26 protein-coding genes are annotated in these 24,657 nt (G+C 69.5%); 14 read left to right on the top strand and 12 right to left on the bottom strand.

Translation table 11 applies throughout. The annotated features are described in order from the left end of the window. The gene (locus ACLJRM_RS34235; RefSeq protein WP_101606302.1) at positions 1-525 is read right to left on the bottom strand and encodes a toxin-antitoxin system HicB family antitoxin; all 525 of its coding nucleotides are present in this window, start codon (positions 523-525) and stop codon (positions 1-3) included. A gap of 132 nt (positions 526-657) precedes the next feature. Here ACLJRM_RS34235 and thyX point away from each other — a divergent pair, with 132 nt between their 5' ends. From thyX to ACLJRM_RS34200, 7 genes are all read left to right on the top strand, one after another. Continuing rightward, complete coding sequence (gene thyX / locus ACLJRM_RS34230) at positions 658-1,410, top strand: FAD-dependent thymidylate synthase (protein WP_005156312.1); 753 nt, start codon at positions 658-660, stop codon at positions 1,408-1,410. Next, entirely contained in the window at positions 1,410-1,802 is a 393-nt protein-coding gene (locus ACLJRM_RS34225) for an ACT domain-containing protein (RefSeq protein WP_101606303.1), read from the top strand. The genes thyX and ACLJRM_RS34225 overlap by 1 nt, the downstream gene beginning before the upstream one ends. Before the next feature lie 82 nt (positions 1,803-1,884). Further along, complete coding sequence (locus ACLJRM_RS34220) at positions 1,885-3,387, top strand: serine/threonine-protein kinase (RefSeq protein ID WP_410665445.1); 1,503 nt, start codon at positions 1,885-1,887, stop codon at positions 3,385-3,387. Between the two features lie 111 nt (positions 3,388-3,498). Further along, positions 3,499-4,512 carry a 4-hydroxy-tetrahydrodipicolinate synthase gene (dapA, locus tag ACLJRM_RS34215; RefSeq protein ID WP_101606305.1) on the top strand — a complete coding sequence of 338 codons (1,014 nt, stop codon included), beginning with the start codon at positions 3,499-3,501 and terminating at the stop codon, positions 4,510-4,512. Between the two features lie 5 nt (positions 4,513-4,517). Further along, positions 4,518-6,206 carry a ribonuclease J gene (locus ACLJRM_RS34210; RefSeq protein ID WP_369862488.1) on the top strand — a complete coding sequence of 563 codons (1,689 nt, stop codon included), beginning with the start codon at positions 4,518-4,520 and terminating at the stop codon, positions 6,204-6,206. Between the two features lie 250 nt (positions 6,207-6,456). Continuing rightward, positions 6,457-7,293, top strand: a complete 837-nt coding sequence (locus ACLJRM_RS34205) for a pentapeptide repeat-containing protein (protein WP_410665444.1) — start codon at positions 6,457-6,459, stop codon at positions 7,291-7,293. Positions 7,294-7,526: 233 nt separating this feature from the next. Further along, positions 7,527-9,101, top strand: coding sequence for a VWA domain-containing protein (locus ACLJRM_RS34200; RefSeq protein ID WP_101606307.1), 1,575 nt, complete (start codon positions 7,527-7,529; stop codon positions 9,099-9,101). Here the strand turns inward: ACLJRM_RS34200 and ACLJRM_RS34195 are convergent. After that, entirely contained in the window at positions 9,031-10,452 is a 1,422-nt protein-coding gene (locus ACLJRM_RS34195; protein ID WP_410665443.1) for an amino acid permease, read from the bottom strand. The two genes, ACLJRM_RS34200 and ACLJRM_RS34195, sit on opposite strands and share 71 nt — an antisense overlap. Positions 10,453-10,605: 153 nt before the next feature. On the opposite strand from ACLJRM_RS34195, the gene ACLJRM_RS34190 reads away from it, so the two are divergent. Beyond that, on the top strand, positions 10,606-11,193 hold the full coding sequence (locus ACLJRM_RS34190; protein WP_101606309.1) for a DUF305 domain-containing protein: 588 nt from the start codon (positions 10,606-10,608) through the stop codon (positions 11,191-11,193). Here the strand turns inward: ACLJRM_RS34190 and ACLJRM_RS34185 are convergent. The 7 genes from ACLJRM_RS34185 to ACLJRM_RS34155 form a co-directional block, all read right to left on the bottom strand. After that, entirely contained in the window at positions 11,170-12,138 is a 969-nt protein-coding gene (locus ACLJRM_RS34185) for an EamA family transporter (protein WP_410665442.1), read from the bottom strand. The two genes, ACLJRM_RS34190 and ACLJRM_RS34185, sit on opposite strands and share 24 nt — an antisense overlap. 151 nt (positions 12,139-12,289) lie before the next feature. Continuing rightward, a complete protein-coding gene (locus tag ACLJRM_RS34180) occupies positions 12,290-12,835 on the bottom strand; it encodes a hypothetical protein (RefSeq protein ID WP_410665441.1) in 546 nt (181 codons plus the stop codon). 74 nt (positions 12,836-12,909) lie between these two features. Next, on the bottom strand, positions 12,910-14,439 hold the full coding sequence (locus tag ACLJRM_RS34175) for an alpha/beta hydrolase (RefSeq protein WP_410665440.1): 1,530 nt from the start codon (positions 14,437-14,439) through the stop codon (positions 12,910-12,912). Further along, entirely contained in the window at positions 14,439-14,729 is a 291-nt protein-coding gene (locus ACLJRM_RS34170; RefSeq protein ID WP_410665439.1) for a hypothetical protein, read from the bottom strand. Before ACLJRM_RS34170 ends, ACLJRM_RS34175 begins: the two co-directional genes overlap by 1 nt. A gap of 69 nt (positions 14,730-14,798) precedes the next feature. Further along, positions 14,799-15,413 (bottom strand): NAD(P)H:quinone oxidoreductase, encoded by a 615-nt coding sequence (wrbA, locus tag ACLJRM_RS34165; RefSeq protein ID WP_410602370.1) that lies wholly within the window; start codon positions 15,411-15,413, stop codon positions 14,799-14,801. A 48-nt stretch (positions 15,414-15,461) separates the two neighbouring features. Continuing rightward, entirely contained in the window at positions 15,462-16,271 is an 810-nt protein-coding gene (locus tag ACLJRM_RS34160) for a lysophospholipid acyltransferase family protein (RefSeq protein WP_174720390.1), read from the bottom strand. Between the two features lie 114 nt (positions 16,272-16,385). Further along, a complete protein-coding gene (locus ACLJRM_RS34155) occupies positions 16,386-16,580 on the bottom strand; it encodes a hypothetical protein (RefSeq protein ID WP_168214255.1) in 195 nt (64 codons plus the stop codon). Between ACLJRM_RS34155 and ACLJRM_RS34150 the strand changes: the two genes are divergently transcribed. Both ACLJRM_RS34150 and ACLJRM_RS34145 read left to right on the top strand, forming a co-directional pair. Further along, entirely contained in the window at positions 16,570-18,915 is a 2,346-nt protein-coding gene (locus ACLJRM_RS34150) for a DNA translocase FtsK (protein ID WP_168214256.1), read from the top strand. The genes ACLJRM_RS34155 and ACLJRM_RS34150 overlap by 11 nt on opposite strands. Positions 18,916-19,068: 153 nt before the next feature. Next, on the top strand, positions 19,069-19,557 hold the full coding sequence (locus ACLJRM_RS34145) for a hypothetical protein (protein WP_101606317.1): 489 nt from the start codon (positions 19,069-19,071) through the stop codon (positions 19,555-19,557). Here ACLJRM_RS34145 and ACLJRM_RS34140 read toward each other — a convergent pair. Both ACLJRM_RS34140 and ACLJRM_RS34135 read right to left on the bottom strand, forming a co-directional pair. Continuing rightward, entirely contained in the window at positions 19,554-19,697 is a 144-nt protein-coding gene (locus ACLJRM_RS34140; protein ID WP_410665438.1) for a hypothetical protein, read from the bottom strand. The two genes, ACLJRM_RS34145 and ACLJRM_RS34140, sit on opposite strands and share 4 nt — an antisense overlap. Positions 19,698-19,871: 174 nt before the next feature. Continuing rightward, the gene (locus ACLJRM_RS34135) at positions 19,872-20,717 is read right to left on the bottom strand and encodes an alpha/beta fold hydrolase (RefSeq protein WP_410665437.1); all 846 of its coding nucleotides are present in this window, start codon (positions 20,715-20,717) and stop codon (positions 19,872-19,874) included. 58 nt (positions 20,718-20,775) lie between these two features. On the opposite strand from ACLJRM_RS34135, the gene ACLJRM_RS34130 reads away from it, so the two are divergent. Further along, positions 20,776-21,309 carry an ABATE domain-containing protein gene (locus tag ACLJRM_RS34130; protein ID WP_410665436.1) on the top strand — a complete coding sequence of 178 codons (534 nt, stop codon included), beginning with the start codon at positions 20,776-20,778 and terminating at the stop codon, positions 21,307-21,309. 73 nt (positions 21,310-21,382) lie between these two features. On the opposite strand, the gene ACLJRM_RS34125 is transcribed toward ACLJRM_RS34130, so the two are convergent. Next, the gene (locus tag ACLJRM_RS34125) at positions 21,383-21,919 is read right to left on the bottom strand and encodes an amino-acid N-acetyltransferase (protein WP_101606320.1); all 537 of its coding nucleotides are present in this window, start codon (positions 21,917-21,919) and stop codon (positions 21,383-21,385) included. 88 nt (positions 21,920-22,007) lie between these two features. Here ACLJRM_RS34125 and rimO point away from each other — a divergent pair, with 88 nt between their 5' ends. Genes rimO through ACLJRM_RS34110 form a run of 3 tightly spaced genes read left to right on the top strand, consistent with a single transcriptional unit; the run spans position 22,008 to position 24,561 of the window. Beyond that, positions 22,008-23,456 carry a 30S ribosomal protein S12 methylthiotransferase RimO gene (gene rimO / locus ACLJRM_RS34120; RefSeq protein WP_410665435.1) on the top strand — a complete coding sequence of 483 codons (1,449 nt, stop codon included), beginning with the start codon at positions 22,008-22,010 and terminating at the stop codon, positions 23,454-23,456. Continuing rightward, the gene (gene pgsA / locus ACLJRM_RS34115; RefSeq protein WP_101606322.1) at positions 23,453-24,094 is read left to right on the top strand and encodes a CDP-diacylglycerol--glycerol-3-phosphate 3-phosphatidyltransferase; all 642 of its coding nucleotides are present in this window, start codon (positions 23,453-23,455) and stop codon (positions 24,092-24,094) included. Before rimO ends, pgsA begins: the two co-directional genes overlap by 4 nt. Continuing rightward, positions 24,091-24,561 carry a CinA family protein gene (locus tag ACLJRM_RS34110; protein ID WP_410665434.1) on the top strand — a complete coding sequence of 157 codons (471 nt, stop codon included), beginning with the start codon at positions 24,091-24,093 and terminating at the stop codon, positions 24,559-24,561. The genes pgsA and ACLJRM_RS34110 overlap by 4 nt, the downstream gene beginning before the upstream one ends. The last annotated feature ends 96 nt before the right edge of the window (positions 24,562-24,657 follow it).

Here is a 24,657-nt window from a genome sequence, read left to right as displayed (position 1 = left end):
TCAGCCCTGGACCCAGCCGTGCAGGTGCGAACCGGCACCGCCGCCCGGCTTCTGCTTGTACTGCCAGTGCTCGCTTCCGCTCTTGCCCAGCGCCCCCTGGACGGCCTGCGAGACGAACGTGTTCAGCGAAACGCCCTGAGAGGCGGCCGCGGCTTCTGCCTGGCCTTTGACCTGCTCGAACAGGCGTAGCGTGATCCGGGTGATGTCGCCCGTGTCGACCTTGGGGGCGCGCGGGGTCTCCCGCGGCGCCTCGTGGCGGGGCGCGGACTGCTCGGCGCTCTCGCCGGAGCCGGTGACGACGACGCGCACGTCGCGGCCGTCGAGCCGGACGTCGACGACGTGCCCCGGCAGCGCCGAGGTCACTTCGGCGGCCAGATCGGCCAGGGCGTTCATGATGGTCAACCGGGCGGCGGGCTCCAGTGCCGACGACAGCAGCGCGGCAGCGCGCCGCGTCTGCTCGTCGCCGGCCGAAGCCGTGTTCGCGAGGTCCTCGCGAAGGCTTGTGATGTACGGCGTCAGATCCATGACACCACTATGACGTCACTTCTGATGTCAGTCAAGGAGTCGATGGTGTCACCGTGATGTCGCCGGGGTGTCAGAGAGGGCTGCGGTTACGCTGCCGGAGTCGTGGAGCAGGGGTCGAAAGGGAGTGCGAACGTGGCCGAGACCGTGTCACCCAAGGTTCAACTGATCGCGAAGACGGAGTTCTTCCCGCCGTCGGACGTACCGTGGTCGACCGACGCCGACGGTGGTGAGGCGCTGGCCGAATTCGCGGGCCGGGCCTGCTACCAGTCCTGGAAGAAGCCGAACCCGAAGACGGCCACCAACGCCGGGTACCTCGAGCACATCATCGACGTCGGCCACCTGTCGGTGCTGGAGCACGGGTCCGTCAGCTTCTACATCACCGGCATCTCCCGGTCGCTGACGCACGAGCTCATCCGTCACCGTCACTTCTCGTACTCGCAGCTCTCGCAGCGCTACGTCCCGGAGCGCGACGCCGCGTTCGTCGAGCCCGACGTCATCGCGCAGGACCCGGAGCTGCACGCGAAGTTCCTCGCCGCCTCGCAGGCCGCCGTCGACGCCTACACCGAGCTGCTCGCCGGGCTGGAGGAGAAGTTCGCCGACGTGCCGAGCGCGACCCTGCGCCGCAAGCAGGCCCGCCAGGCCGCCCGCGCCGTGCTGCCGAACGCGACCGAGACCCGCATCGTGGTCACCGGCAACTACCGCGCCTGGCGTCACTTCATCGCGATGCGCGCCACCGAGCACGCCGATGTCGAGATCCGCGCCCTGGCCATCGACTGCCTGCGTGAGCTGCAGAAGGCCTCGGGCAACGTGTTCGCGGACTTCACCATCTCCGCGCTGCCCGACGGCACCGAGGTCGCGTCCAGCCCGAAGGTTCTCGAGGGCTGATGCGACGACTCGCGATCGACGTCCGGCCCGGTGAGTACGCGGTCGCCCGCCTCGCCCCGGACGCGCCGATTCCGGCGAATCTGCTCGACCCCGGCGAGCCCGTGCTGATCTCCATCACACGGACGCCGGAGGAGCTGTCGGTGATCTGCCCGGCGGGCCTCGCGCCCGCCGGGGCCACGGTCGAGGACGCCTGGCGGCTCCTGTCGGTCCGCGGGCCGCTGGCCTTCACGCTGACCGGCATCATCGCGGCGTTGTCGAGCGAACTGGCCGCCGCCGGGGTGGCGCTGTTCTCGATCTCCACATTCGACACCGACCACGTGCTGGTCCGGGCCCCCGAGCTGGAACGAGCGGTGAAGGCCCTCCGGGAATCCGGGCACGAGGTCACGGTCTGATCCAGAAGCGGGGAGAAGGAACCTTTCGGGGCGCGAACGGGTCCGAGTTAGCATCCTGCGCGAACCGAAGGAGCACCGAACCTTGACCGACGAACAGACCCGTCCGTACGGGCCGCCCCAGCAGACGTATCAGGCCGCCGGCGCGCGGATCGTCGCCGGCCGATACGCCCTGCTGGGCGAGCTCGGCCGCGGCGGGATGGGGATCGTCTGGCGCGCTCAGGACCAGGTGATCGGCCGCCAGGTGGCGATCAAGGAGCTGAAGTTCCCGAACGCTCCCGAGGACGCCTCGGTGCTCACGGAGCGGATGCTGCGCGAGGTCCGCTCCGCCGGGCGTCTCAACGACCCGGCCGTGGTCACCGTGTTCGACGTCGTCACCGAGAACAGCGCCACGTACATCGTGATGGAGCTGGTCGAGGCGCCGACGCTGGCCGATCTGGTCCGCGAGCGCGGGCCCCTGCCCGCCCAGCAGGTCGCGCTGGTGGGGGAGCGGGTGCTGTCCGCGCTGCGGGCCGCGCACGCCGCCGGGATCGTGCACCGCGACGTCAAACCCGCGAACATCATGGTCGCGCCGGACGGCCGGGTGAAGCTCACCGACTTCGGCATCGCCCACGCCGCCGACGACCCGCGCCTGACCACCAGCGGCATGATCGTCGGCTCACCCGCGTTCATGGCGCCGGAACGGGTCGAAGGCCGCGACGCGATGCCCGAATCCGACCTCTGGTCGCTGGGCACGACGCTGTTCTTCGCCGCCGAGGGCATCGTCGCGTTCGAACGGTCGACCACCGCGGCCACCCTGCACGCGATCATGACCGAGGCGCCGTACCTGACCAGGGTCCAGGGCCCGCTGGCCGCCGCGATCCTCGGCCTGCTGGTCACCAAACCCGAAGCGCGGATGTCGTACGACCAGGTGGGCAGCCTGCTCTCGGCCGCGCAGGGCGTGCAGGCCCAGCCGACCCCGCCCTCGGGCGGCACGGCGATGCTGCATCCCGGCCAGCCGATGACCCGGCTCGCGCCCGCCCCGGCGAAGCGCAACCTCCGGCCGCTGTGGCTCAGCCTGGCCGCGGTCGCCGTGATCGGCGCGCTGGTCGGCGGGATCTTCCTCGGCCGCTGGATGGTCGCGCCCGAGGTGAGCAAGCAGGCGCAGCCCACTTTGACCTACGGCATCAACGGCCAGGTCAAACTCGACTCGTCCTTGGGCGACTGCTACAACGTGCCGCTCAAAGACGGCATCAACCTGGCCGACAACATCAGCTGTGACAAGGACCACCTGCTGGAGGTCTTCGCCAAGGGCAGCCTGCTCGACGTCGAGTCCTCTTCGGACGACGACGCGCAGGAAGCTGCGTATCCCGGCGCCGAAGCCGTCAGCCGGATCGCCGAAGCGCTGTGTTCGGCGACCTTCAACTCGAACGCCGTCCCGGCGGCGCAGCGGTCGGCGCTGATCTGGCGCCCCGTCGTGCCGACCGAGGCCGAATGGCTCCGTCCGCCCACCGAGGAGAATCGGAACTACTCCCGCGGGTTCTTCTGCCTGCTCGCCAAGGCCGACGGCAGCCAGATCCCGTCGCCGATCAAGACCAAGGTCAAATAGGTCACAGAGAGTTTGCGCCGAGTTCGCCCCAACCACGGAAAATCTCCCGCATTCGTAGGGAACGACCACGTCGGCAAGGGGTTCGGCGGGCGCAGGAGGTACCTTCACACCATGTCCACTCCACCCACCGCAGCGCCGGGAAGACCGTTCGGGCGCGTGCTCACCGCGATGGCCACCCCCTTCGACGCCGACGGCGCGCTGGACCTGAAGCGGGCGCAGGAGCTGGCCGAACACCTCGTGGATCTGGGCAACGACGGTCTTGTCGTGAACGGCACGACCGGCGAAAGCCCGACCACGACGGACGCCGAAAAGGCCGAACTGGTCCGTGCCGTCGTCGAAGCCGTCGGTGATCGCGCGACGATCGTCGCCGGGGCGGGCACGAACAACACCGCGCACAGCGTCGAGCAGGCGAAGCAGGCCGAAGCGGCGGGCGCCCACGGCATCCTCGTCGTCACCCCGTACTACTCGCGGCCCAGCCAGGCCGGGCTCTACGCGCACTTCACCACGGTCGCCGACGCCTCCGGCCTGCCCGTGATGCTCTACGACATCCCGCCGCGCTCGATCGTCCCCATCGAGGTCGACACGCTGCTGCGGCTCGCCGAGCATCCGCGCATCCTCGCGGTCAAGGACGCCAAGGGCGATCTGATCGCCGGCTCCGAGGTCATCGCGAACTCGCAGCTCGCCTACTACTCCGGCGACGACGGCCTCAACCTGCCGTGGGTCGCCGTCGGCGGCGCGGGCGTGGTCAGCGTGATCGGGCACGTCGTGGCCGGCCGGATCCGCGGCATGATGGACGCCTACGAATCCGGCGACACCTCCACCGCGCGCACCAACCACCGCGGCATGCTGCCCGTTCTGCGGGCGATGTCCCGGGTCGGCGGTGTCGCGTTCTCGAAGGCCGCCCTGCGACTTCGCGGTTTCGACATCGGAGACCCGCGGCTGCCCATCGTGGCCGCGAGCGACGAGCAGCTCCAGGCGATTTCAGCCGATCTCGCCCAGGGTGGCGTGCCGCTCGGTGAAAGCGCCGCCAGTGACTGGCATGGTGCTCGGGTGGCACAAGCAGATTCAGCGGCGGCCTACACGGCGCCGACCTCACATACCAGCGTAGGGACCATGCCTCGGTGAGTTCATTGTCAACCGGACCCGGACCGACCACCCCGCCGCCCGCGCTGCCCGAAGGCGCCTTGCGCGTCGTGGCGCTCGGCGGGATCGGCGAAGTCGGCCGCAACATGACCGTCTTCGAATTCGGCGGCCGTCTGCTGATCGTCGACTGCGGAGTCCTCTTCCCCGAAGACGACCAGCCCGGCGTCGACCTGATCCTGCCCGACTTCCGCGCGATCGAAGACCGCCTCGAGGACATCGACGGCCTCGTCCTCACCCACGGGCACGAGGACCACATCGGCGCCGTCCCGTTCCTCCTGCGGCTGTTCCCCGACCTGAAGATCTACGGTTCGCGGTTCACGAACGCGCTGCTCGCGGCCAAGGCCAAGGAACACCGCCAGCGGCCGAACCTGATCGAGGTCCGCGAGGGGGAGCGCCGCACGGTCGGCGCCTTCGACCTCGAGTTCTTCGCGGTCAACCACTCGATCCCGGACGCGCTCGCGGTGGCCATCCGCACGCCCGCGGGGGTCGTGCTGCACACCGGTGACATCAAGCTCGACCAGCTTCCGCTCGACGGCAGGCTGACCGACCTCGCCGGGTTCTCCCGGCTCGGCGACGAGGGCGTGGACCTGTTCTGCGTCGACTCGACCAACGCCGAGGTGCCCGGGTTCGTCATGCCGGAACGCGACATCGGCCCGGTGCTCGACGACGTCGTCCGCAAGGTCGGCCAGCGCGTCATCGTCGCCTGCTTCGCGAGCCACGTGCACCGCGTCCAGCAGGTGCTCGACGCCGCCGTGCGGCACGGCCGCCGGGTCGCCTTCGTCGGCCGGTCGATGGTCCGGAACATGGGCATCGCCGCCGACCTCGGCCTGCTGAACGTGCCCGACGGCCTGCTGGTCAACCTCGACCAGGCCAGTGACCTGCCCGAGAGCAAGGTGCTGTTCGTGTCGACCGGTTCGCAGGGCGAGCCGCTGTCGGCGCTTTCGCGGATGGCGCGCGGCGAGCACCGGCAGATCTCGATCCGCGCGGGTGACACCGTCGTGCTCGCCAGCTCGATGATCCCCGGTAACGAGACGGCCGTCTTCGGCGTCGTCAACGGCCTCACCCGGCTCGGCGCGAACGTCGTGCACCAGGGCAACGCCAAGGTGCACGTGTCCGGCCACGCGTCGGCGGGCGAGCTGCTGTACCTGTACAACGCGGTGCGCCCCAGCAACGTCATGCCGGTGCACGGCGAGTGGAAGCACCTGCGTGCCAACGGTGAACTGGCCGTGCGCACCGGTGTCGCGCCGGAGAACGTGGTCATCGCCGAGGACGGCGTCGTGGTCGACCTCGTCGATGGCAAGGCTTCGCGCACCGGCCGGGTCGAGGTCGGGCACGTGTACGTCGACGGCCTCTCGGTCGGCGACGTCGGCGAGTCGACCCTGTCCGACAGGCTCGTGCTCGGCGAGGGCGGCTTCATCGCCATCACGGTCGCCGTCGACACCAGCACCGGCCGCGCGGTCACCAAGCCGACAGTGTCCGGGCGCGGGTTCTCCGACGACCCCAAGGCACTCGACGCCGTGCTCCCGATGGTGGAGATGGAACTCGCCAGGACCGAGGCCGAGGGCATCACCGACACGCACCGCATCGCGCAGGCCGTGCGCCGCGTCGTCGGCCGCTGGGTCGCCGACACCTACCGGCGCCGTCCGATGATCGTGCCGACGGTCATCCCCGTCTAGCGGGTCGTGAGTGGCGATTCGGGTTAGAACCCGAATCGCCACTCACGACCAACCGGACCCACGCTTTCCGGCGCCCCTTTCCCACCTGAAGTACATGAAGGCCCCCTTCCTTGCGTTAGGCGCAAGGAAGGGGGCCTTCATGTACTTGTGGAAGGAGCCTTCACTCGCCAGCGTTGTGACGGACCGGCTGTCACCTGCGCCTTCCCCTTACTCAGTCGAGTACCGGGGCCTTCTCGCGCATAATCGCCGCATGGTGATGGTGGGGGTGCACGTCATAGGGGCGCTGGCGGGTGTCGCGCTCGGAGTGGGCGCGGTCTATCTGGGGCGGATGTTCATCGAGGGCGCTCGCCGCGACCGGCGGCTGCGGCCCGAGCAGGTGGCCGAGGGGCTCCGTCGGGACCGCTGGGAACGCTTCGTCGAGATGATGGACAGCGAGGACGCCGCAGAGCGCCTCGAATGCTTCGCTGCACTGGAGCGCTACGGGCGCGAAGAGCCCGACTCCAGAGACGACGTCGTCGGGCTGACCTGCGCTTACTTGTGCAAGCCCTTCGAGTACCCGGTCGAAGACGAGGAAGAGCTCGAAGTCCGGCTCGCCGCGCAGAGGCTCCTCACCCGGCACTTCAGGTGGCCCTCGGGGGAGGCCCGGCCCTCCGAGTTCTGGGAGGTCGAAGAGCTGGAGCTGCAGGACGCGGTCCTCGTCGAACCCGACTTCGCGGACACTTTCCTCGTGCGTGCCGATCTCCAGGACAGCCTGATCGTCCGCGGGGACTTCCGCGGGGCCCGGTTCTCGCCTTTCGTCAACTTCGACAGGGCGTGCTTCACCGGCGACACCGACTTCAGCGGCGCGGCTTTCCCTCGGTATACGACCTTCATCGCCGCGATGTTCGCCGGGACGACCACGTTCGCCGGTGCCGCGTTCGACCAGGATGCCGACTTCACCGACGCGCGGGTGGAGCAGCCCGACGCCGCTCACTCATGGCCGTCACCTTGGCACCCGTGGGCGAACTCGCCGGTCGCCCACGCGCGGCTCATCCCGATGAAGACCGACCGGCGGCCACCGTCATCAGCAGAGCGAAGGCGATCGTGATCGCCTGACCGAACAGGGCGTTGCGGGCTTTGCGCTGTTCCGCACGAGTGGGCCGGTTCATCACGGATTCCCCCGGTTTCGAGTGTTTTCCTTACGTGGCAAGTGTTCCGTGACCCGACCCCGGGCGCCTCCCGCCTCGGTAGGGTTCGCCTACGCCGCAGGTCGCAGCCTTCCCCTAGGGGTGGGGTCGGCGTACCCTCGGACCCCCTTGGAGCCCCAGACCGGGAGAGTCGATGGGACGCCACACCACCGCCCGGACCCGAAGACGGATGCTGCTCCCGCTACTGGCGCTCGCGCTGGCGGCCGTGCTCGGCGCGGCCACCTGGGTGGCGGTGGCCATGGCGCGATCCGATCCCGGCTGCGAGCCCGCGCGGGTGGTCGTCGCCGCGTCGCCCGACATCGCCCCCGCCGTCACCGAGACCGCCCGTGACCTCGCACTCGCCTGCGTCGCTTTCGACGTCCAGCCCCGGGAATCCCTCCAGATGGCGGAGGAGTTGTCCGGGACCGCGCCGAAGCCTCAAGCCTGGATCCCGTCCTCGACGCTGTTTCTCCGACGCGCCAACGGTGTTCCTCTCTCGGGGCCGTCGGTGGCCAGTTCGCCGGTGGTGCTCGCGGTCGCGGAACCCGTCGCGAGCGGGCTCGGCTGGCCGCGCAAGACGCTGACCTGGCCGGACGTCCTCGGCAGCGCCGGAATCGTCGCCGGAATGCCGGATCCCGCGCGCGACCCCGTCGGCGTCTCCGCGCTGCAGGCGCTCCGCGACGTCACGAAGAGTGCCTCGGATCCCGCCGGCGCGTACGTGGCTTTGCTCCGGAAGTTCGCCGCCAACACCTTCGACGCGACATCCGCTTCGCTGACGGTGTTCCCCGCGTCGGAGAACGCGGTGCTGCGGCACAACGCCGAGCTTTCCGACGGCGAGGCCGCCCTGGTGGCCGCGTACTCACCCGCGTCGCCGTCACTCGACTACCCGTTCGTCGAGATCGCGGGCGCGACTCCGCAGCAGGGCAAGGCGGTCGCGGAGCTGAAGCGGGCGCTGCTCAACGGTGCCGCGACGAGCACGCGGTCCGGTCTCCGCGCCCCGGGCGGGCAGGCGTTGCGGCTGACCGAAACCGATCAGCGCGTTTCTGCGCAGGGGCAGCGCAGTGCCGAGATCCCGGCCGTCGCCGAGGTCGACAAAGCGCTCAGCCAGTGGGCGGGCGTGAACGCGAGCGCCCGGGTGCAGGTGCTCATCGACGTCTCGGGTTCGATGAGCGCGCCGGTCCCGGGAACCGGCAAGTCCCGGCTCCAGATCACGCTGGAAGCGGCGGAGAACGCCCTGCATCTGTTCAAATCCACCTCACAGGTCCGTTTCCTGGCCTTCGCGACCAAAGTGGACGGTGAGCGCGACTACCGGGAGATCCTGCCGATGGCGCCGGTCGGGCGGCAGCTGACCGCGGTCGACAGGTTGCGCGCGGTTCGCGCCGTCCCCGACGGGCAGACCGGGCTCTACGACAGTGTCCTCGACGTCTATCGGCTGGCGCACAAGGAATGGGAGCCGGAGAAGCTGAACCTGGTCATCGTGATGACCGACGGCCGCAACACCGATCCCGGTGGCATCAGCCGCGAGAACCTGCTGACCGAGCTGGGAAAGCTGCGCGACCGGAATCGCCCGGTGCCGTTGATCGCCATCGGGATCGGCCCGGACGCCGACGAGACCGAACTCCGGCAGCTCGTCGCGCCCGCCGGTGGGCAGGCCTTCCTCAGCCGGGATCCCGCGAAGATCGGGGAGGTGTTTTACGGGGCTCTCGGCCGGATCGCCGGCGCTGGATGAAGTAGACGCCGAGGATCACCGCGAGGCTGAGCAGGCTCAGGTACAACTGGGCGCGGGTGTCCGAGTCCACGAACAGCATCGACGCGACCACGGCCAGCGTCCCGGCGAGGGTCAGCCAGCTGAGCCATGGGTAGCCCCACATGCGCAGCTTCAGCCGTTCCGGTGCCTCGGTCTCCAGGCGGCGCCGCATCCGGAGCTGGGAGCCGGCGATGATCGCGTAGACGAACAACGCGACGGCGCCCGCGGAGTTGATGATGAAGTAGAAGATCTTGTCCGGTGACACGAAGTTCATCACCACGGCGACGTAACCGACCGAAGTGGACACCAGGATGGCCTTCCACGGCACGCCACGCCGGTTCGTGTCGGCGATCCATCTCGGCGCCCAGCCGTTGCCGTGCAACGCGAACAGCATGCGGGAAGCGGTGTACAGCCCGGAATTCAGTACGGACAGCACGGCCGTGAGCACCACCGCGCTGACGATCGTCTCGGCCGCGGGGATGCCGAACCGGCCGAACGCGGCGGCGAAGGGGCTCGTCGTGGTCGGGATGTCGCGCCAGCCGGTGATCATCACCAGCAGCGTCACCGAACCGACGTAGAACACGATGACCCGCCAGACGATCGACGAGGTCGCCTTGCGCACGGCCGTTTCGGGCTCCCGTGACTCGGCGGCGGCGATGGTGACGATCTCCGCGCCGAAGTAGGAGAAGATCACGATCACCACGCCGTGCACCACCGAGAACGGGCCGTTGGCCAGGAAACCGTCCTGCGCGATGGTGCCGACCGAGAACGAGCCGCCGGGCCAGGCACCGAGCACGAACAGGATGCCCACCACGAGGAACACCACGATCGTGGCGATCTTGACCGACGCGAGCCAGAACTCCGTCTCCCCGAACGACCGGGCCGAGGCGAGGTTGGTCGCGGTCAGCAGCAGCATCAGCACGAGCGAGAAGATCCACTGCGGCACAACGGGAATCCACGTCTGGAGGATCTTCGCCCCGGCGACGGCCTCGAACGCGACCACGCCGACCCAGAAGTACCAGTACAGCCAGCCGACGGTGAAACCCGCCCAGCCGCCGAGCGAGGTCCGCGCGTATTCCATGAAGGAGCCCTGCGACGGCGCGGCCGTCGCCATCTCGCCGAGCATCCGCATCACCAGCACGACGATCAGGCCGCCGATGGCGTAGGAGAGGACGGCAGCCGGGCCGACGGTGTGGATGACCGCGCCGCTGCCGATGAACAGGCTGGCGCCGATGATGCCGCCCAGCGCGATCATCCGGACGTGGCGTTGCCGCAGGTCCGGGCGCAGGCCCGCCCGCTCGGTCGTCCGTTCCGGGGTGGTTTCGGCGCCCATTCGCTGTTGCCTCCTGTCGCCAGTGGCGGTGAATCGCGGGATTGTCGCACCGCAAGAGCCAGAGGAAAAGTGTTTGCGCAACCCCCGGTGAACAGGCCGATGTGGACTCTGCGAACCTAGGCACCTCCACCGCGCGTTCCGAGGAGCTCTTCGATGCCGCACGCCGTCCTCCGGTTCCTGCCTGCCGTCGCCCTGGCCGCCGTGCTCGCGGGCTGTTCGGACGAGGCACCCCAAGCCCAGACGGCGCCGCCCGGGTCGTCACCGCTGGCGCAGCAGGCCGCCGTTCCGTTCAACGACGCCGATGTCGCCTTCGCGCGGCAGGCCCTCGCGCATCACCAGCAGGGCGTGGATCTGGCTTCCCTGGCGGAATCCCGGGCGGACGACGCCCAGCTGAAGGTGCTCGCGAAGCGGGTCATCGACACGCACGAACCGGAGATCGCGCGGCTTTCCGGGCTCATCGAGTCCTGGGGCCAGCCCGCACCGGACGACCCGAACCTCGAACACATCCAGCGCGACGGCTACATCAGCCCGGGTGACATGGCGGAACTGGCGGGACTGTCCGGAAAGGACTTCGACCGCCAGTTCGTCGCGCGGCTGATCCGCCAGCGCGAGTCGGGTGTCCGCATCGCCGACGCCGAAACCCAGCACGGCCGCAACCCCGACGCCCGCGATCTCGCCGCGACGACTTCGCGTTCGCAGCAGCAGGAGATCGGGGATCTACGGGGCCTCCAGAACGGTTGAGTCCGTCTGGACCACGTTCGAGTTCAGCTGCACGATGTACGCGCCGGTCAGCAGGACGACCGCGCCCGCGGCTTGGATCCAGCTGAGCGCCTCACCCAGCAGCAACCAGGCGGCGGCCGCGGCGATCAGCGGCTCCACCAGCCCGACGACACTCGCCACCGACGCCGGGAGATGGCGCAGCGCCGCCATCCCCGTCGCGTAGGCGATCACCGTCGCGATCAGCACCAGCGCGATCAGCAGCGACCACACCGGCGGCTGCCACGGCCCGAACGTCGCCGGGGTGCCGAGGACACCCCACGGGATCGTCCACGGTGGAGCGACCGCGCAGACCAGGACCGCGCCGACCGTCATCCCCCAGGTGACCATGCCGAGCGGATCCCGGTCCGCGACGCCGCGTTCCCCGAGCAGGAAGTACCCCGCCGAACAGACGGCCGCGCCCAGTCCGGCGAGCAACCCGACGACGTCCAGGCTGAGGCCTTCCCAAACCTGCGCGACCAGGACGAGCCCGGTCATCGCCAGCGCGATCCCCGCCCACATCGCCCTCGGCAGCCGCACGCGGCGGACGAACCGCACCCACAGCGCGATCAGCACCGGCGAGGTGAACTCGAGCAGGATCGCGATCCCGACCGGGATCCGGCCCGCCGCGAGGAAGTACATGAGCTGGACGCCGGCCACGCCGAGCGAGCCGTACGCCAGCAGCAGCGGCCACTCGCGCTTCGTCACCTTGAGCAGCTTCGGCCGGAAGACGGCGACCAGCGCGAGCAGCACGATCGCCGACAGCCCGATGCGGATCGCCGCGACCTGCTCCGGTGACATCCCCGCCTGCATCGCCGGTTTGCCCAGCACGCCCGACGTCCCGAAGAAGAGCGCGGCGAGCAGGATGAGCACGATGCCCCGGCCGCGGTGCGCGACGTGCTGGGCGGGGGCGGCGAGTTCGGCGGTCACGGCCGGAGGGTAGAGGCCGGGGGACCGTGGGGCGAGCCGTTTTCCCAGCGGCTGGGTTTGGTGCCCGAATCTGTCGTGACAGGGATGGTCTCGCAGGACCGTGTGGATTTCGGGACATCTGACGTCCCGAAATCCACACGGTCACCGAAACTCAGAAGGAGGTGCCGCCGTCGGTCCAGTCGGTCCGGTCGAAGTCGTCGTCATCGACGGGTGCGCGGCGAGGCTTGCGGGCCGGAGCGGGTTCCGATTCCGGTTCTGGTGGAGCGGCGGCAGGCGCTTCGAGGGCCTGGGGTTCGGGGGTGCCGTTCGGCCAGACGCAGGGTGAGGTCGCGCCGAGGTAGAGCTTGCCCAGACTGTTCGCCTTGATCGACATGTCGAAGGCATCGCCGGTGTTGCGCGCGAAGAGATACTGAATTGTCGGCCGCGAGTCGGTCAAGACTTTGAAGGCGTGCGATTCCCACCACTGAATGATCGCCGTGAAGTGCTCAGGGAACCGTTCGGAGTCCAGTCCGACGACCTCGTAAGTAGCGGAGATCTCGAAACGGCCTTGCGGGCCATTGTCGGTGGGGTCAGTGCACTCCGAACGATTCCGCGTGAACAACTTCAACTCGGCAGCGGCGGGCAAGGCTTCGAGCGCGTCCTGAATGTATTTCTCGACCTTGTCGTGAGCCTGCTGCTCGGTGATCGTCGATTTCATGTCGCTCCCACCTCCAGGGGAACAAGCCGCCGAAAGTATCAGCAGGGCGAAGATGGCCGGAAGAGCCCGGTTGGTCATGTCGTCGGCAATCCAGCGATGATCTGGCCGAGGTTGGTCAACGAGGGGTTGTTGTCTTCCCAGTATTCGCTGTGCGCCTCCTGGCTGTACCCGCCGAACCCGTCCGTCCCCGGCGCCGAGGTGAACACCTGTCCGCCGAAGTCCGTGTCGGTCGGGTCCTGGCCGAGCACCAGGTCGTATCCGGCGATCTCGAGGTTCGCCAGGTTGATCATGTCGTGTTCGGCCACCGTCGCGTGCACATGCTTGCCGACTTCGCCCTGATCCACTCCATCGAGGTGCAGTTCGCTCACGTCGTGCGCGCCGACGCCCGGGCTCGCCACGAAGACGAGTTCGTCCGCGGCGAGGCCGCCGTCGCGGGCGGCATGACCGACGACCGTCGTGCCGTAGCTGTGGCCCAGCACCGTGTTGTGCGACGGCGGTCCCTGATGCGTTTCCCGTAGTCCGTCCTGGAATCCGGCGAGGGCGGCTTTACCGCCGTCGGCGTACTTTTCGCTCGCGGCGTCGGTGATCTCATTCGGCGCGTCGTAGCCGAGCCAGGTGATCACCGCCGTCGACGGTGAGCCCGCGGTGGTCGCCACGGCCCACATCTTGTCGGAGCGGTTGAGGTCGCCGCCGATCCTCGCCAGTTCCGACCCGGTTCCCGGCACGTACGTCGCCACGTTCGTCGCCGTGTCCGGGTTTCCCACCGACACGATCGCCTTCCCGTCGCCGCCGGTGTTCAGTCCCAGCAGGAACGCCCGCGGTTCCGGCTGGTCCAGCCGCTGCGCGATGGCTTCCAGGCCTTTCACCTTCGGATCGCCTTGGAGCCGCGCGATCTCACTGGCGAGGACGGCGCGGTTGGCGGCGTCGCGGTCGGTGGCCGGGATGCCGTCGAGATTCCCGACGAGACCCGGATTTCCTTGCAGCAGAGCGACTTTCGCCGTATCCGACAGGCTGTCCCACCAGGCCTTGTTGTCTCCGGGGGAGCCGTTCTCGGGCGGCCCGATGATCGACAGGCCGCTTTGCGCAGCGCCGGTGTCCGCGGCCTGGGCGAGGGTGCCGCCACCCTGTTCGGTGATCTCGCCGCGCAGGGCCCGGTGCAGGATGGCGGCGAAATCGGCGTCGACGTCGGTGGCGCGGCGCAGGATCTGTTCGATCCGGTCGGCCAGTTCCGTCATCACGCGAGGCTCCGAAGGCCCACCGGAAGAAGTGATCTCCCCGCCGGAGCCGATGCGCAGGCCGTTCCGGGAGGCGAGTTCGTCGGTCTCCCGCACGAACGCGACGATCCGGTCCAGCGCGATCTGCACCTCGTGCGCGCCCCGCCGGACCGCGGCCGCTTCGGCCACGAGTTGTTCCAGGGTGGAGGTCAGCGATTCGCCCCGCGTCGACGCGGCTATGGCGGCCTCGCCGAGCCAGCCGGGGAACCGGGTCATGGACTCGACGTCGTCGTTCGCGGCGATGATCCGCGTGCAGCCGTCGTTGAGCGCGTCGGCGACCGCGCCGATCGCGGCCGGATCCCATCGGCGCACGTCGCCCCAGGTGAGCATCAGACGGGGAGTTCCCGGGACGCCGTCAGCTCGTTCGAGCGGTAGCGGGCAGCGGCTTCGCCGAGTTGGTCGGCGTACTCCGAGGTGTTCGCCGCCCAGCCGGGCACCGTGCGGCCCCACGCGTCCGCGAGCAGTCCCGCCGCTTCACCGGACACGCCGCCCGGCAGGCCCGCCGCCACACCGTCGAGCGTGGCCGCGAGGTTCACCTGCCCGACGTCGCCCGAAGCCCGTTCCGCCGCGCTTGACGCGGCGCCGATCGCTTCCAGGACCACCTCGTATCCGCCGGTCATCCCGCTTCCTCCCGTAGCGTGACGCTGTGTGACCACCCTACGACGCGGGAGACGGCCTGGCGGTTCCCGTCAGCCGTCCTTGAACAGGCCGTCGGCGACGTAGCGCGAGACGGTGGCGAGCCGCCGCCCCTGCAGGCGGAGGGCGTCCAGGGCGAGGTCGTCGGGTTCGGAGGACTTGCGCGAGACGAACGAGCCGCCGTAGGGATTGCCCGATTCGAGCAGCCGCGGATCGGTGTAGCCGAGCGGCAGGACGATGGCGCCCCAGTGATAGAAGATGTTGTTCGTCGCCAGCACCGTCGATTCGAGGCCGCCGTGCGCGGTGGACGCGGTGGTGAACGACGTCGCGACCTTGTTGACCAGCTTTCCCTTGGCCCACAGGCCGCCGGTACTGTCCAAATAGGACTTCAGCTGGGCGGCGGGGCCGCCGAACCGGGTCGGGCTCCCGGCCGCGAAACCGTCGGCCCACTCCAGGTCTTCCAGCGTCGCCGTCTCGTGGTGCGGGCCCGCGTCGACCCACGCCTGCCAGCGCGGATTGCTCGCCACGGCACCGGGCGGGGCGGTCTCGGGAACCGTGCGGACGCGGACGTCGGCTTCGGTCTCACGGGCGCCGTCGGCCAGCGCCGACGCCAGTTTCGCGGTGTTTCCGGTCGCGCTGTAGTAGACGACGAGGATGCGGGTGCTCACGTCCGCCGACCTTAGGCGAGCGCGAGCACCCGTCTCAGGATCCGGAACTCAGTACTTCTTCCAGGGACTGACGGTGTCGGTCGGCCTGGTCGGGTCGTGGAACCGCGGCTTGTCCAGCTCGTCGCGGCGCAGCGGCACCATGCCGTCCGTGATCGCCTGCATGATCTTGGCGTGCGCGCGGACCCCGGCGCCCGGCCGCTCCGGCTCGACCTCCGACAGGTCCACCGGGTCACCGAAATGCACCTTGAACCGGGGACGCCGCATGGGCGCGCTCAGCCCGGACTTGGCGAGCGGTACCAGGTCGGCGGGGCCGTTGACGGTCTCCGTCCCCCAGAAGACGGCTTCGTGCGCGCCCCACTGGCTGATCGGGATCACCGGCACCCCGGCGGCCAGCGCGAGCCGCGCGGCGCCGGTCTTGCCGCGCTCCGGCCACAGGCCGGGATCGTGACTGATCCGGCCCTCGGGGTAGACGATGAGCGGGTCGCGCGTGGTGCGCAGGGCCTCGGCCGCCTCGGCGAACTGGCCGATGGCCGTCGAGGCCTCCTTGCGGTCGACCCGCAGGTGACCGCTGACCCGCAGCGCCGGGCCGATGACCGGCGCGTCGAGGATGCCGCCCGCCAGCATGAACCGCGGGTTGATGCCGATCCGTTTGCAGGCCGCCATCAGCACGAACGCGTCGAACACGCCGATGTGGTTGGCCGTCATGAGCAAGGGCTTCCGGCGCAGTTCCGCGGGCACACCGCCGGTCACGGTGAGTTTGCCGACGAAGTTGACCAGCCCCCGGTCGATGTTCAGCATCGTGCGCCAGATCGCTGGGGCGCGGCGAGCCGAATTCTCATCCTGATGCAGCGCGAACATGGGGCAGAGCATGTCATGAGCCCCCTTTCACCCGGATGGCCGCTCAAGCTGTGACCTGAGACGAATGTTCCGGATGTGCCCCGAGTGGCAGCCGGGGCTGGAGGGTCGAGGCGGTTACCGTGGTGGCATGGCTAGCGGGTCGACGACCAGAAAGCGGAGTACGGCGCGAAGCGGCGGCAGCAAGGGGCCGGCGCGAAAGCCGCGTACCCCGGCGAAGCCCAGGTCAACGGCGGCGAGGAAGCCCGCGCCACGGCGTCCGGCGGCCAGGAAGAAGTCTTCCGGCACGTTCGCCAAAGGCGTGCGCGGCACCTGGAACCTGCTCGCGAAGGGGCTGGGAACCCTCGCGAGGACGGTCGGCCGCAGTCGTGAACTCGAACCCGAACACCGCCGCGACGGGCTCGCGCTGGGCCTGATCGCGCTGGCGCTGGTGATCGCGTTCGGTGTCTGGTGGCGGGCCGCGGGCCCGATCGGTGGCTGGGTGGAGGTCGGCGCCCGTTCGCTCCTCGGTGCGGGGGCGGTGACGCTGCCGCTGGTGCTCACCGTGGTCGCCGTCGCGCTGATGCGCTCGGAACCGGTGCCGGAGGCCCGGCCGCGGATGGTCATCGGCACGCTGCTGGTCGTGCTGTCCGTGCTCGGCCTGCTGCACATCTTCACCGCGCTGCCCGAGAGCAACGACGGCCGGATGTACGCCGGTGGGGTGATCGGCGCGTTCTCCGGCGGCCTGCTGACGATGGGGGTCACCACCTGGGTCGCCGTGCCGCTGCTGGTGCTGGTGCTGCTGTTCGGCACGCTCGTGTTCACCGGGACCCCGGTCCGGGAGATCCCGCATCGCTTGCGCAACTGGGGTCTCGACCCCGAAGAGATCGAAGAGGCCGAAGCCGAGCGCAAGGCCATCCACGACGAACGCGACGCCGTCACCGAAGCCGACCCGAAGTCGGTCCGCCTGCGGAAGCCGTCGCGGCGGCGCCAGGGCGCCGGTGACAACGCGGGCGAGCAGCTCGACATCGAAGCCGCGCTGGCCGAACCGCCGACGCCGATGCGCCCGCCGAAACCCGCCCCGCAGAGTTCATCCAAAAACGCCGTCGAAGAGAAGAAGCCGAAGAAGGCCGAGCCGCCGATGGCGGTCACCAGGACCGTCGAGGGCGACTACAAGCTCCCGCCGCCGGACCTGCTGAAGCTCGGCGACGCGCCGAAGTCCCGCAGCAAGGCCAACGACGCCATGATCGAGGCGATCACCGGCGTGCTGGACCAGTTCAACGTCGACGCGCAGGTCACCGGCTTCACGCGGGGCCCGACGGTCACCCGGTACGAGGTCGAACTCGGCCCCGGCGTGAAGGTCGAGAAGATCACCGCGCTGACCAAGAACATCGCCTACGCGGTGGCGACCGACAACGTCCGGCTGCTGGCACCGATCCCCGGCAAATCCGCGGTCGGCATCGAAGTGCCGAACTCCGACCGCGAGATGGTGCGCCTCGGCGACGTGCTGCGCGCGCCGTCGACGGTCAAGGACAACCACCCGATGGTCATCGGGCTCGGCAAGGACATCGAAGGCCATTTCGTCACCGCGAACCTGACCAAGATGCCGCACCTCCTGGTGGCGGGATCCACCGGTTCCGGTAAGTCGAGCTTCGTGAACTCGATGCTGGTGTCGCTGCTCGCGCGGGCGACGCCGGACGAGTGCCGGATGATCCTGATCGACCCGAAGATGGTCGAGCTGACCCCGTACGAGGGCATCCCGCACCTGATCACGCCCATCATCACCCAGCCGAAGAAGGCCGCCGCGGCGCTGGCCTGGCTGGTGGAGGAGATGGAGCAGCGGTATCAGGACATGCAGGTCAACAAGGTCCGGCACATCGACGACTACAACAAGAAGGTGCGCTCGGGCGAGATCACCGCGCCGCCCGGCAGCGAGCGCGTCTACGCGCCGTACCCGTACATCATGGCGATCGTCGACGAGCTCGCCGACCTGATGATGACCGCCCCGCGCGACGTCGAGGACGCGATCGTCCGGATCACCCAGAAGGCGCGTGCGGCCGGTATCCACCTGGTCCTGGCGACCCAGCGCCCGTCGGTCGACGTCGTGACCGGCCTGATCAAGACCAACGTGCCTTCGCGGCTGGCGTTCGCGACGTCCTCGCTCACCGACTCGCGAGTCATCCTCGACCAGCCGGGCGCGGAGAAGCTCATCGGTATGGGTGACGCGCTGTACCTGCCGATGGGTGCCGGGAAACCGGTCCGCATCCAGGGCGCCTTCGTCGGCGACGAGGAGATCGCGTCCGTCGTCAACTTCGCGAAGGAGCAGGCGCAGCCGGACTACCAGGACGGCGTCACCGCGGCGAAGGCTGGCGAGAAGAAGGAGATCGACTCCGACATCGGCGACGACCTCGATGTCCTCCTGCAGGCCGCCGAGCTGATCGTCACCTCGCAGTTCGGCTCGACGTCGATGCTGCAGCGGAAGCTGCGCGTCGGGTTCGCCAAGGCCGGGCGCCTGATGGACCTGCTGGAAAGCCGGGGTGTCGTCGGTCCCTCGGAGGGCTCGAAGGCGCGGGACGTGCTGATCAAGCCGGAGGAGCTGGAGTCGGTGCTGTTCATGATCCGCGGTGGCGGGGACGCGAACGGCGGGGACGTCTCCGACGACGACTGAGCCGGGCCTGGGGTTCTGACTTCCGTCCCGAGGCGTGCAATGAAAGGCCCGTTACTGGCAAAATTTGCCAGTAACGGGCCTTTCATTGCACGGGGGCAGGACGACTTGAGGGACCGATGCAACGGACCGGCGGCTCCGTTACGTCCCTAGCCCGTGGACCCCAAGAAGCTGCTCGTCGTGCTCTGCGCCTTGGTCGGCCTCGCGTGCGGGGCAGGCAGCTCCGCCGCGCGCGAACAACCCGCGGCCGTCCAGCCCACGCTGGTCCAGCCCGCGCCGGCGCACCAGCAGCCTCAACCTGCTCCCAAGCCTCAAGAGAAGCCGCAGGGCACCGTGGAGCTGGGGGAAACCGTCGTCCTCAAGGCCGGTGACACGACCGAGGTCGCGTCGAAGGACGTCAGCATCCGCTTCGCGCGGCTGGTGTCCGATTCCCGCTGCGCCGAGGGCATGGTCTGCGTCTGGGAAGGGGAGGCCGTGGTCGAACTGACCCTCGCCGAACCCGGACGCGGTGAGCGGACGACGGCGGAGGTCGCCTCCACCGCACGCGGTGGCAGGCAGTCCGTCGAGTTCGCCGCCTGCCGGGTGGACCTGGTCGCCGTGAGCTCGGGGGGCGACCAGGTCACCCTGCGGGTGTCCAAGGCTTAGAGCGCGTCGCCCCAGCCGTCGAGATACGCGACGTCCGACAGCGGCACGCGCGACGCGGGCTTGAAGTCCGGCACTGTCGTGTAGGTGACCGGCAGCAGCCCGAGGCCGCGCGAGCGCAGCACCGGCTGGAAGTTCCACACCGCCGGGAAGATCCCGCCGTAGAAGGCGGCGTCGGTCGCGTTGTCGCCGCTCGGCCTGCCGGTCAGGGATGACGTACACCGGCACCCGGTCGATCACGTCGATCAGATTTGAGGCGGACCGACCGTGTCGTGCTGAGCAGGTGGTCGGTGACCGAGGTGTCCCTGTGCCGCCTTTCAGAGACGCGCCGTCAGGAAGCGGTCGATCAGCTCGCTGATCGGTTCGACGTCCTCCTCCAACGCGAAATGCCCGGTGTCGAAGAAATGGACCTCCGCCGAGGGAACATCGTTCCGGAAGGCTTCGGCTCCCGCCGGGACGAAGAACGGGTCGTTGCGGCCCCACACGGCGAGCACGGGTGGCTGGGCTTCCCGCAGCCACGCCTGGAACTTCGGGTACGCGGGAGGGTTGTTCCGGTAGTCCCAGAACAGGTCGAGCATCGCTTCCGCGCGGCCAGGACGCTCGAGGAAGTACTGGTCCAGCAGGTAGTTCGCGGGATCGATGGTCTCCGGATCGCGGGCGCCGGTGTACTGGTACTCGATCTGCGCCGGTTCGAGGTTCTTCGCGAATTCGCGCTTCGCCTCGGTTTCGTCGGTAAGGGTCGCGAAGTCCGGCATCGCGGGCCCGAGCCCTTCGACGTAGGCGTTGCCGTTCTGCGTGATCAGCGCCGTGACCGCGGACGGCCGCGAGACGGCCAGCCGCAGGCCCGCCGGAGCCCCGAAATCGAAGACGTAGAGCGCGTAGCGGCGCAGCTCCAGCGCGTCGGTGAACTCGCCGAGCACCTCCGCGAGCCGGTCGAAGGTGAACGTGAACCCTTCGGGAGTCACGGTCCGGCCGAAGCCGGGCAGATCCGGCGCGATGAGCCGCCATTTCCCGGCGAGCCGTCGCATCAGCCGGACGAACTGGTGCGACGACGTCGGGAAGCCGTGCAGCAGGAGCAAGACGGGCGCGTCGGGATCGCCCGCCTCGCGGTAGAAGACCTCGACGTCGCCGAGCTGGACCGAACGGTGCCGGATGGTCGCCATGAACACTCCCTAATGGTTAGAACTGTTTTTAACCATTAGTACCTGATATTGTCAAGGCATGCTCGATCTGGACTCGCTTCCCGGTGACGATCTCGCGGTGAACCTCGCCGACACCGTCTTGCTGGCCACCTCGCCGTCGATCGATCTGCTCGACGACGGCCACGCCCGGTTCTGGTCGGCGCAGGCGCCGCGGCTGCCCGAGGGTGCTCGGCCGCCGTCGGCCGAGCAGACGAGACGGCTGCGGTCAGCGGTGCGTGAGCTGCTGGAAGCGGCCGTGGCCGCGCGGGAGCCCGAGGCGTGGGCGGTCGAGCGGGTCAACGCGGCCGCGGCGGCGGTCCCGGCGAGCCCGCGGCTCACCGCCCGGGGCGCCGAGACGATCTGGCACGGCGAGGACGGCGGCGAGATCGCACTCGCCGCCGTCGCGGTGGCCGCGATCGACCTCGTGTCGGGGCCGCGCGCCGCCCAGCTGCGGCGATGCGGCGCGCACGACTGCTCGATGCTGTTCGTGGCGGCCAACAGCAGGCGGGTGTGGTGCACGCCGTCGCTGTGCGGCAACCGGGTCCGGGTCGCCCGCCACGCGAAGAAGGGCTGAAGGGGCCCATCCCCGCATGCGATGCGGGGAAAGCGCCCTTCGCCGCGTCCTATGCGGGGAAAGTCCCCTTCAGCTAAAGCTCCAGCAGCATCCGGCTGTTGCCCAAGGTGTTCGGCTTCACGTACGGCAGGTCCAGGAACTCCGCGACGCCCGGATCGGCCGAGCGCCGCATCTCCTCGTAGACCTCCTGGGTCACCGGCGTGCCGTCGATCTCGACGAACCCGTGGCCCGCGAAGAAACGGGTCTCGAAGGTCAGCACGAACAACCGCTTCAGCCCGATCTCGCGGGCGAAGTCGATCAGCTGCCCCACCAGCGCGTGCCCGATGCCGCGACCCCGGGTGGCCTTGTCGACCGCGATGGTGCGCAGCTCGCCGATGTCCTCCCACAGCACGTGGAGGGCGCCGCAGCCGAGCACGTCGTCGCCGTCTTCGACCACCCAGAACTCCTGGACGCTCTCGTAGAGGGTGACGAGTTCCTTCTCCAGCAGCACCGTCCCCGCGTCGGAGTCGACCAGTGCCTTGATCTTGCGGACGTCCGCGATCCGCGCCCGGCGAACTTTCGGGCGGCGGTCGAGGGGCGGTTCGAGGGGGTCTGACGGCACATCCACCATTAAGCCATCTTCGACGCGATGGCAGGCCGAAGGCTCGCCCGAGCGAGCGATCGCCGACCCCGAGAACAGGCCAGCTACCCTAAGGCACGTGCCTTCTCCCACCACTGATCCTGTCGCCACCCGCCGCGTGTCCTTGCTGACCCTCGGTTGCGCCCGCAACGAGGTCGATTCCGAGGAACTCGCCGGACGGCTGGCGGCGGGCGGCTGGGAGCTCGCCGCCGAGCCCGAGGACTCCGACGTCGTGGTCGTCAACACCTGCGGCTTCGTCGAGTCCGCCAAGAAGGATTCGGTCGACACCCTGCTCGCCGCGGCCGACACCGGCAAGAAGGTCGTCGCCGTCGGCTGCATGGCCGAGCGCTACGGCAACGAGCTGGCCGAGAACCTGCCCGAGGCCCACGCGGTCCTGGGCTTCGACCACTACGCCGACCTCGCCGACCGTCTCGACGACGTCGTGGCGGGCCGCAAGGTCGAGTCCCACACGCCTTCCGACCGCCGCAAGCTGCTGCCGATCAGCCCGGTCCAGCGCCCGACGGCCGCCGAGACGGTCGAGGTGCCGGGGCACGCGCAGCACGGCTGGGGCCCGCGCGTGCTGCGGACCCGGCTCGACACCTCCCCGGTGGCCGCGCTGAAGATCGCCTCCGGCTGCGACCGCCGCTGCTCGTTCTGCGCGATCCCGTCGTTCCGTGGCTCCTTCGTCTCCCGGCAGCCGGACGAGATCGTCGCCGAGGCCATGTGGCTCGCGGAGAACGGGGTCAAGGAGGTCTTTCTCGTCTCGGAGAACTCCACCTCCTACGGCAAGGACTTCGGCCGTGACGGCGCCCGCGCGCTGGAACTGCTGGTCCCGCGCCTGGCCGCGGTGCCCGGTATCGAGCGTGTCCGCGTCTCCTACCTGCAGCCCGCCGAGACGCGCCCCGGCCTGGTCAAGGCCATCGCGACCACCCCGGGCGTCGCCGACTACTTCGACCTGTCCTTCCAGCACTCCAGCGAGACCGTGTTGCGCCGCATGCGCCGCTTCGGCTCCACGGACTCGTTCCTCGCGCTGTGCGACCAGATCCGCGAGTACTCGCCCAACGCCGGCATCCGCACGAACGTCATCGTCGGGTTCCCCGGCGAGACCGAAGAGGACGTCGCCGAGCTGGAGCGCTTCCTGAACGGCGCACGGCTCGACGCGGTGGGCGTCTTCGGCTACTCGGACGAGGACGGCACCGAGGCCGAGACCTTCGACGGCAAACTCGACGAGTCCGTGGTGACCGCGCGGGTCGCGCGGATTTCCGCGCTGGTCGAGGAGCTGACCTCGCAGCGGGCCGAGGACCGCATCGGCGACTTCGTCGACGTCCTGATCGAGCAGGCCGAGGACGGCGAAGACCCGATCGGCCGCGCCGCGCACCAGGCTCCCGAGGTCGACGGTGAATGCGTCCTGATCGAAACGGACGACCTTCCCTCGCTGGCGGTGGGTGACTTCGTGCGCTGTGAGGTCGTCGACTCCGAGGGTGTCGACCTGATCGTGCGGCCCGCGCCGCCCGAGGCCGACCGGTGAATGCCGCCCCGAGCGACGCCGGGGCCGGTGAGGGGACGGGCGGTGAGCATGCCCGGGTGCCCGAGGCCACCCCGGTCCCGACGCTGAACCTGGCGAACCTGCTCACGATGTCGCGGCTGGTGCTCGTGCCGCTGTTCGTGATGGCGCTGTTCACCGGCGACGGGACGGACACCTTCTGGCGGGCGATCGCCACCGCGCTGTTCGCCATCGCGTCGTTCACCGACCAGGTCGACGGCTGGGTCGCGCGCAAGTACGGGCTGATCACCGACTTCGGCAAGATCGCCGACCCGATCGCGGACAAGGCGCTGATCGGTGCCGCGCTGATCGGGCTGAGCGTGCTCGGCGAACTGGGCTGGTGGGTCACCGTCGTCATCGCGATCCGCGAGATCGGCGTGACGCTGCTGCGGTTCTGGGTGATCCGGCACGGCGTCATCCCGGCCAGCCGGGGCGGCAAGGCCAAGACGCTCGCGCAGGTCGCGGCCATCACCGCGTACCTGCTGCCCCTGCCGGTGGCCGCCGAGCCGGTGCGATGGGTGCTGATGGGCCTCGCGCTCGTGCTCACCGTCGTGACCGGCCTCGACTACGTCGTGCGCGCGGTGCGGCTGCGCGCCGCCGGACGGCGCGCAGCGGGCACATGACCGGCACTACAGTTGAGACCTTGATCACTCACCTGATCGAGCGTAGGGAGACGGTGGCGACCGCCGAGTCGCTGACCGCCGGACTGGTGTGCGCGACGCTGACCGAGGTCCCCGGAGCGAGCGCCGTCGTCCGGGGCGGCCTGATCGTCTACGCCACCGACCTCAAGGCTTCGCTCGCCGGGGTCGACGAAGACCTCCTCGCCACCCATGGCGCGGTCCATCCCGAGGTCGCGGCTCAGTTGGCCGTCGGCGCGCGGGACCGCTGCGGCGCGACCTGGGGCCTCGGCCTGACCGGTGTCGCGGGTCCGGCGGGGCAGGACGGCGTCGCGCCCGGCACCGTCCATGTCGGTCTCGCGGGCGTGAGCACGCTCACCGTCCGCACACTGGCCTTGAGCGGCGATCGAGCCTCGGTCAGGGCCGGTGCCGTCAGCGGCGCGTTCGCCCTGCTGGGGGAACATCTCGCATGATCGCCGCGTTCGCCCTTGGCGTATTGCCGTGTCAACACCTGCGCCCGGGGCACCGCACTGGGTAACGTAGGGGGCAGTCAGTCCTGGAAGGGAGGC

The sequence above is a fragment of the Amycolatopsis sp. lyj-84 genome (assembly GCF_046549075.1).
Classification (GTDB): Bacteria; Actinomycetota; Actinomycetes; order Mycobacteriales; family Pseudonocardiaceae; genus Amycolatopsis.
This window is presented reverse-complemented; position numbering and strand designations above follow the sequence as displayed.

Bases quoted from the DNA above. Each gene is read 5' to 3' on its own strand.
- ACLJRM_RS34180 (WP_410665441.1), bottom strand. From the start codon at position 12,835: ATGAAATCGACGATCACCGAGCAGCAGGCTCACGACAAGGTCGAGAAA.
- ACLJRM_RS34205 (WP_410665444.1), top strand. From the start codon at position 6,457: ATGGTGATGGTGGGGGTGCACGTCATAGGGGCGCTGGCGGGTGTCGCG.
- ACLJRM_RS34200 (WP_101606307.1), top strand. From the start codon at position 7,527: ATGGGACGCCACACCACCGCCCGGACCCGAAGACGGATGCTGCTCCCG.
- ACLJRM_RS34110 (WP_410665434.1), top strand. From the start codon at position 24,091: ATGACCGGCACTACAGTTGAGACCTTGATCACTCACCTGATCGAGCGT.
- ACLJRM_RS34160 (WP_174720390.1), bottom strand. From the start codon at position 16,271: ATGTTCGCGCTGCATCAGGATGAGAATTCGGCTCGCCGCGCCCCAGCG.
- ACLJRM_RS34130 (WP_410665436.1), top strand. From the start codon at position 20,776: ATGCTCGATCTGGACTCGCTTCCCGGTGACGATCTCGCGGTGAACCTC.
- ACLJRM_RS34125 (WP_101606320.1), bottom strand. From the start codon at position 21,919: ATGGTGGATGTGCCGTCAGACCCCCTCGAACCGCCCCTCGACCGCCGC.
- ACLJRM_RS34135 (WP_410665437.1), bottom strand. From the start codon at position 20,717: ATGGCGACCATCCGGCACCGTTCGGTCCAGCTCGGCGACGTCGAGGTC.
- ACLJRM_RS34235 (WP_101606302.1), bottom strand. From the start codon at position 525: ATGGATCTGACGCCGTACATCACAAGCCTTCGCGAGGACCTCGCGAAC.
- ACLJRM_RS34170 (WP_410665439.1), bottom strand. From the start codon at position 14,729: ATGACCGGCGGATACGAGGTGGTCCTGGAAGCGATCGGCGCCGCGTCA.
- ACLJRM_RS34175 (WP_410665440.1), bottom strand. From the start codon at position 14,439: ATGCTCACCTGGGGCGACGTGCGCCGATGGGATCCGGCCGCGATCGGC.
- ACLJRM_RS34195 (WP_410665443.1), bottom strand. From the start codon at position 10,452: ATGGGCGCCGAAACCACCCCGGAACGGACGACCGAGCGGGCGGGCCTG.
- ACLJRM_RS34190 (WP_101606309.1), top strand. From the start codon at position 10,606: ATGCCGCACGCCGTCCTCCGGTTCCTGCCTGCCGTCGCCCTGGCCGCC.
- dapA (WP_101606305.1), top strand. From the start codon at position 3,499: ATGTCCACTCCACCCACCGCAGCGCCGGGAAGACCGTTCGGGCGCGTG.
- ACLJRM_RS34225 (WP_101606303.1), top strand. From the start codon at position 1,410: ATGCGACGACTCGCGATCGACGTCCGGCCCGGTGAGTACGCGGTCGCC.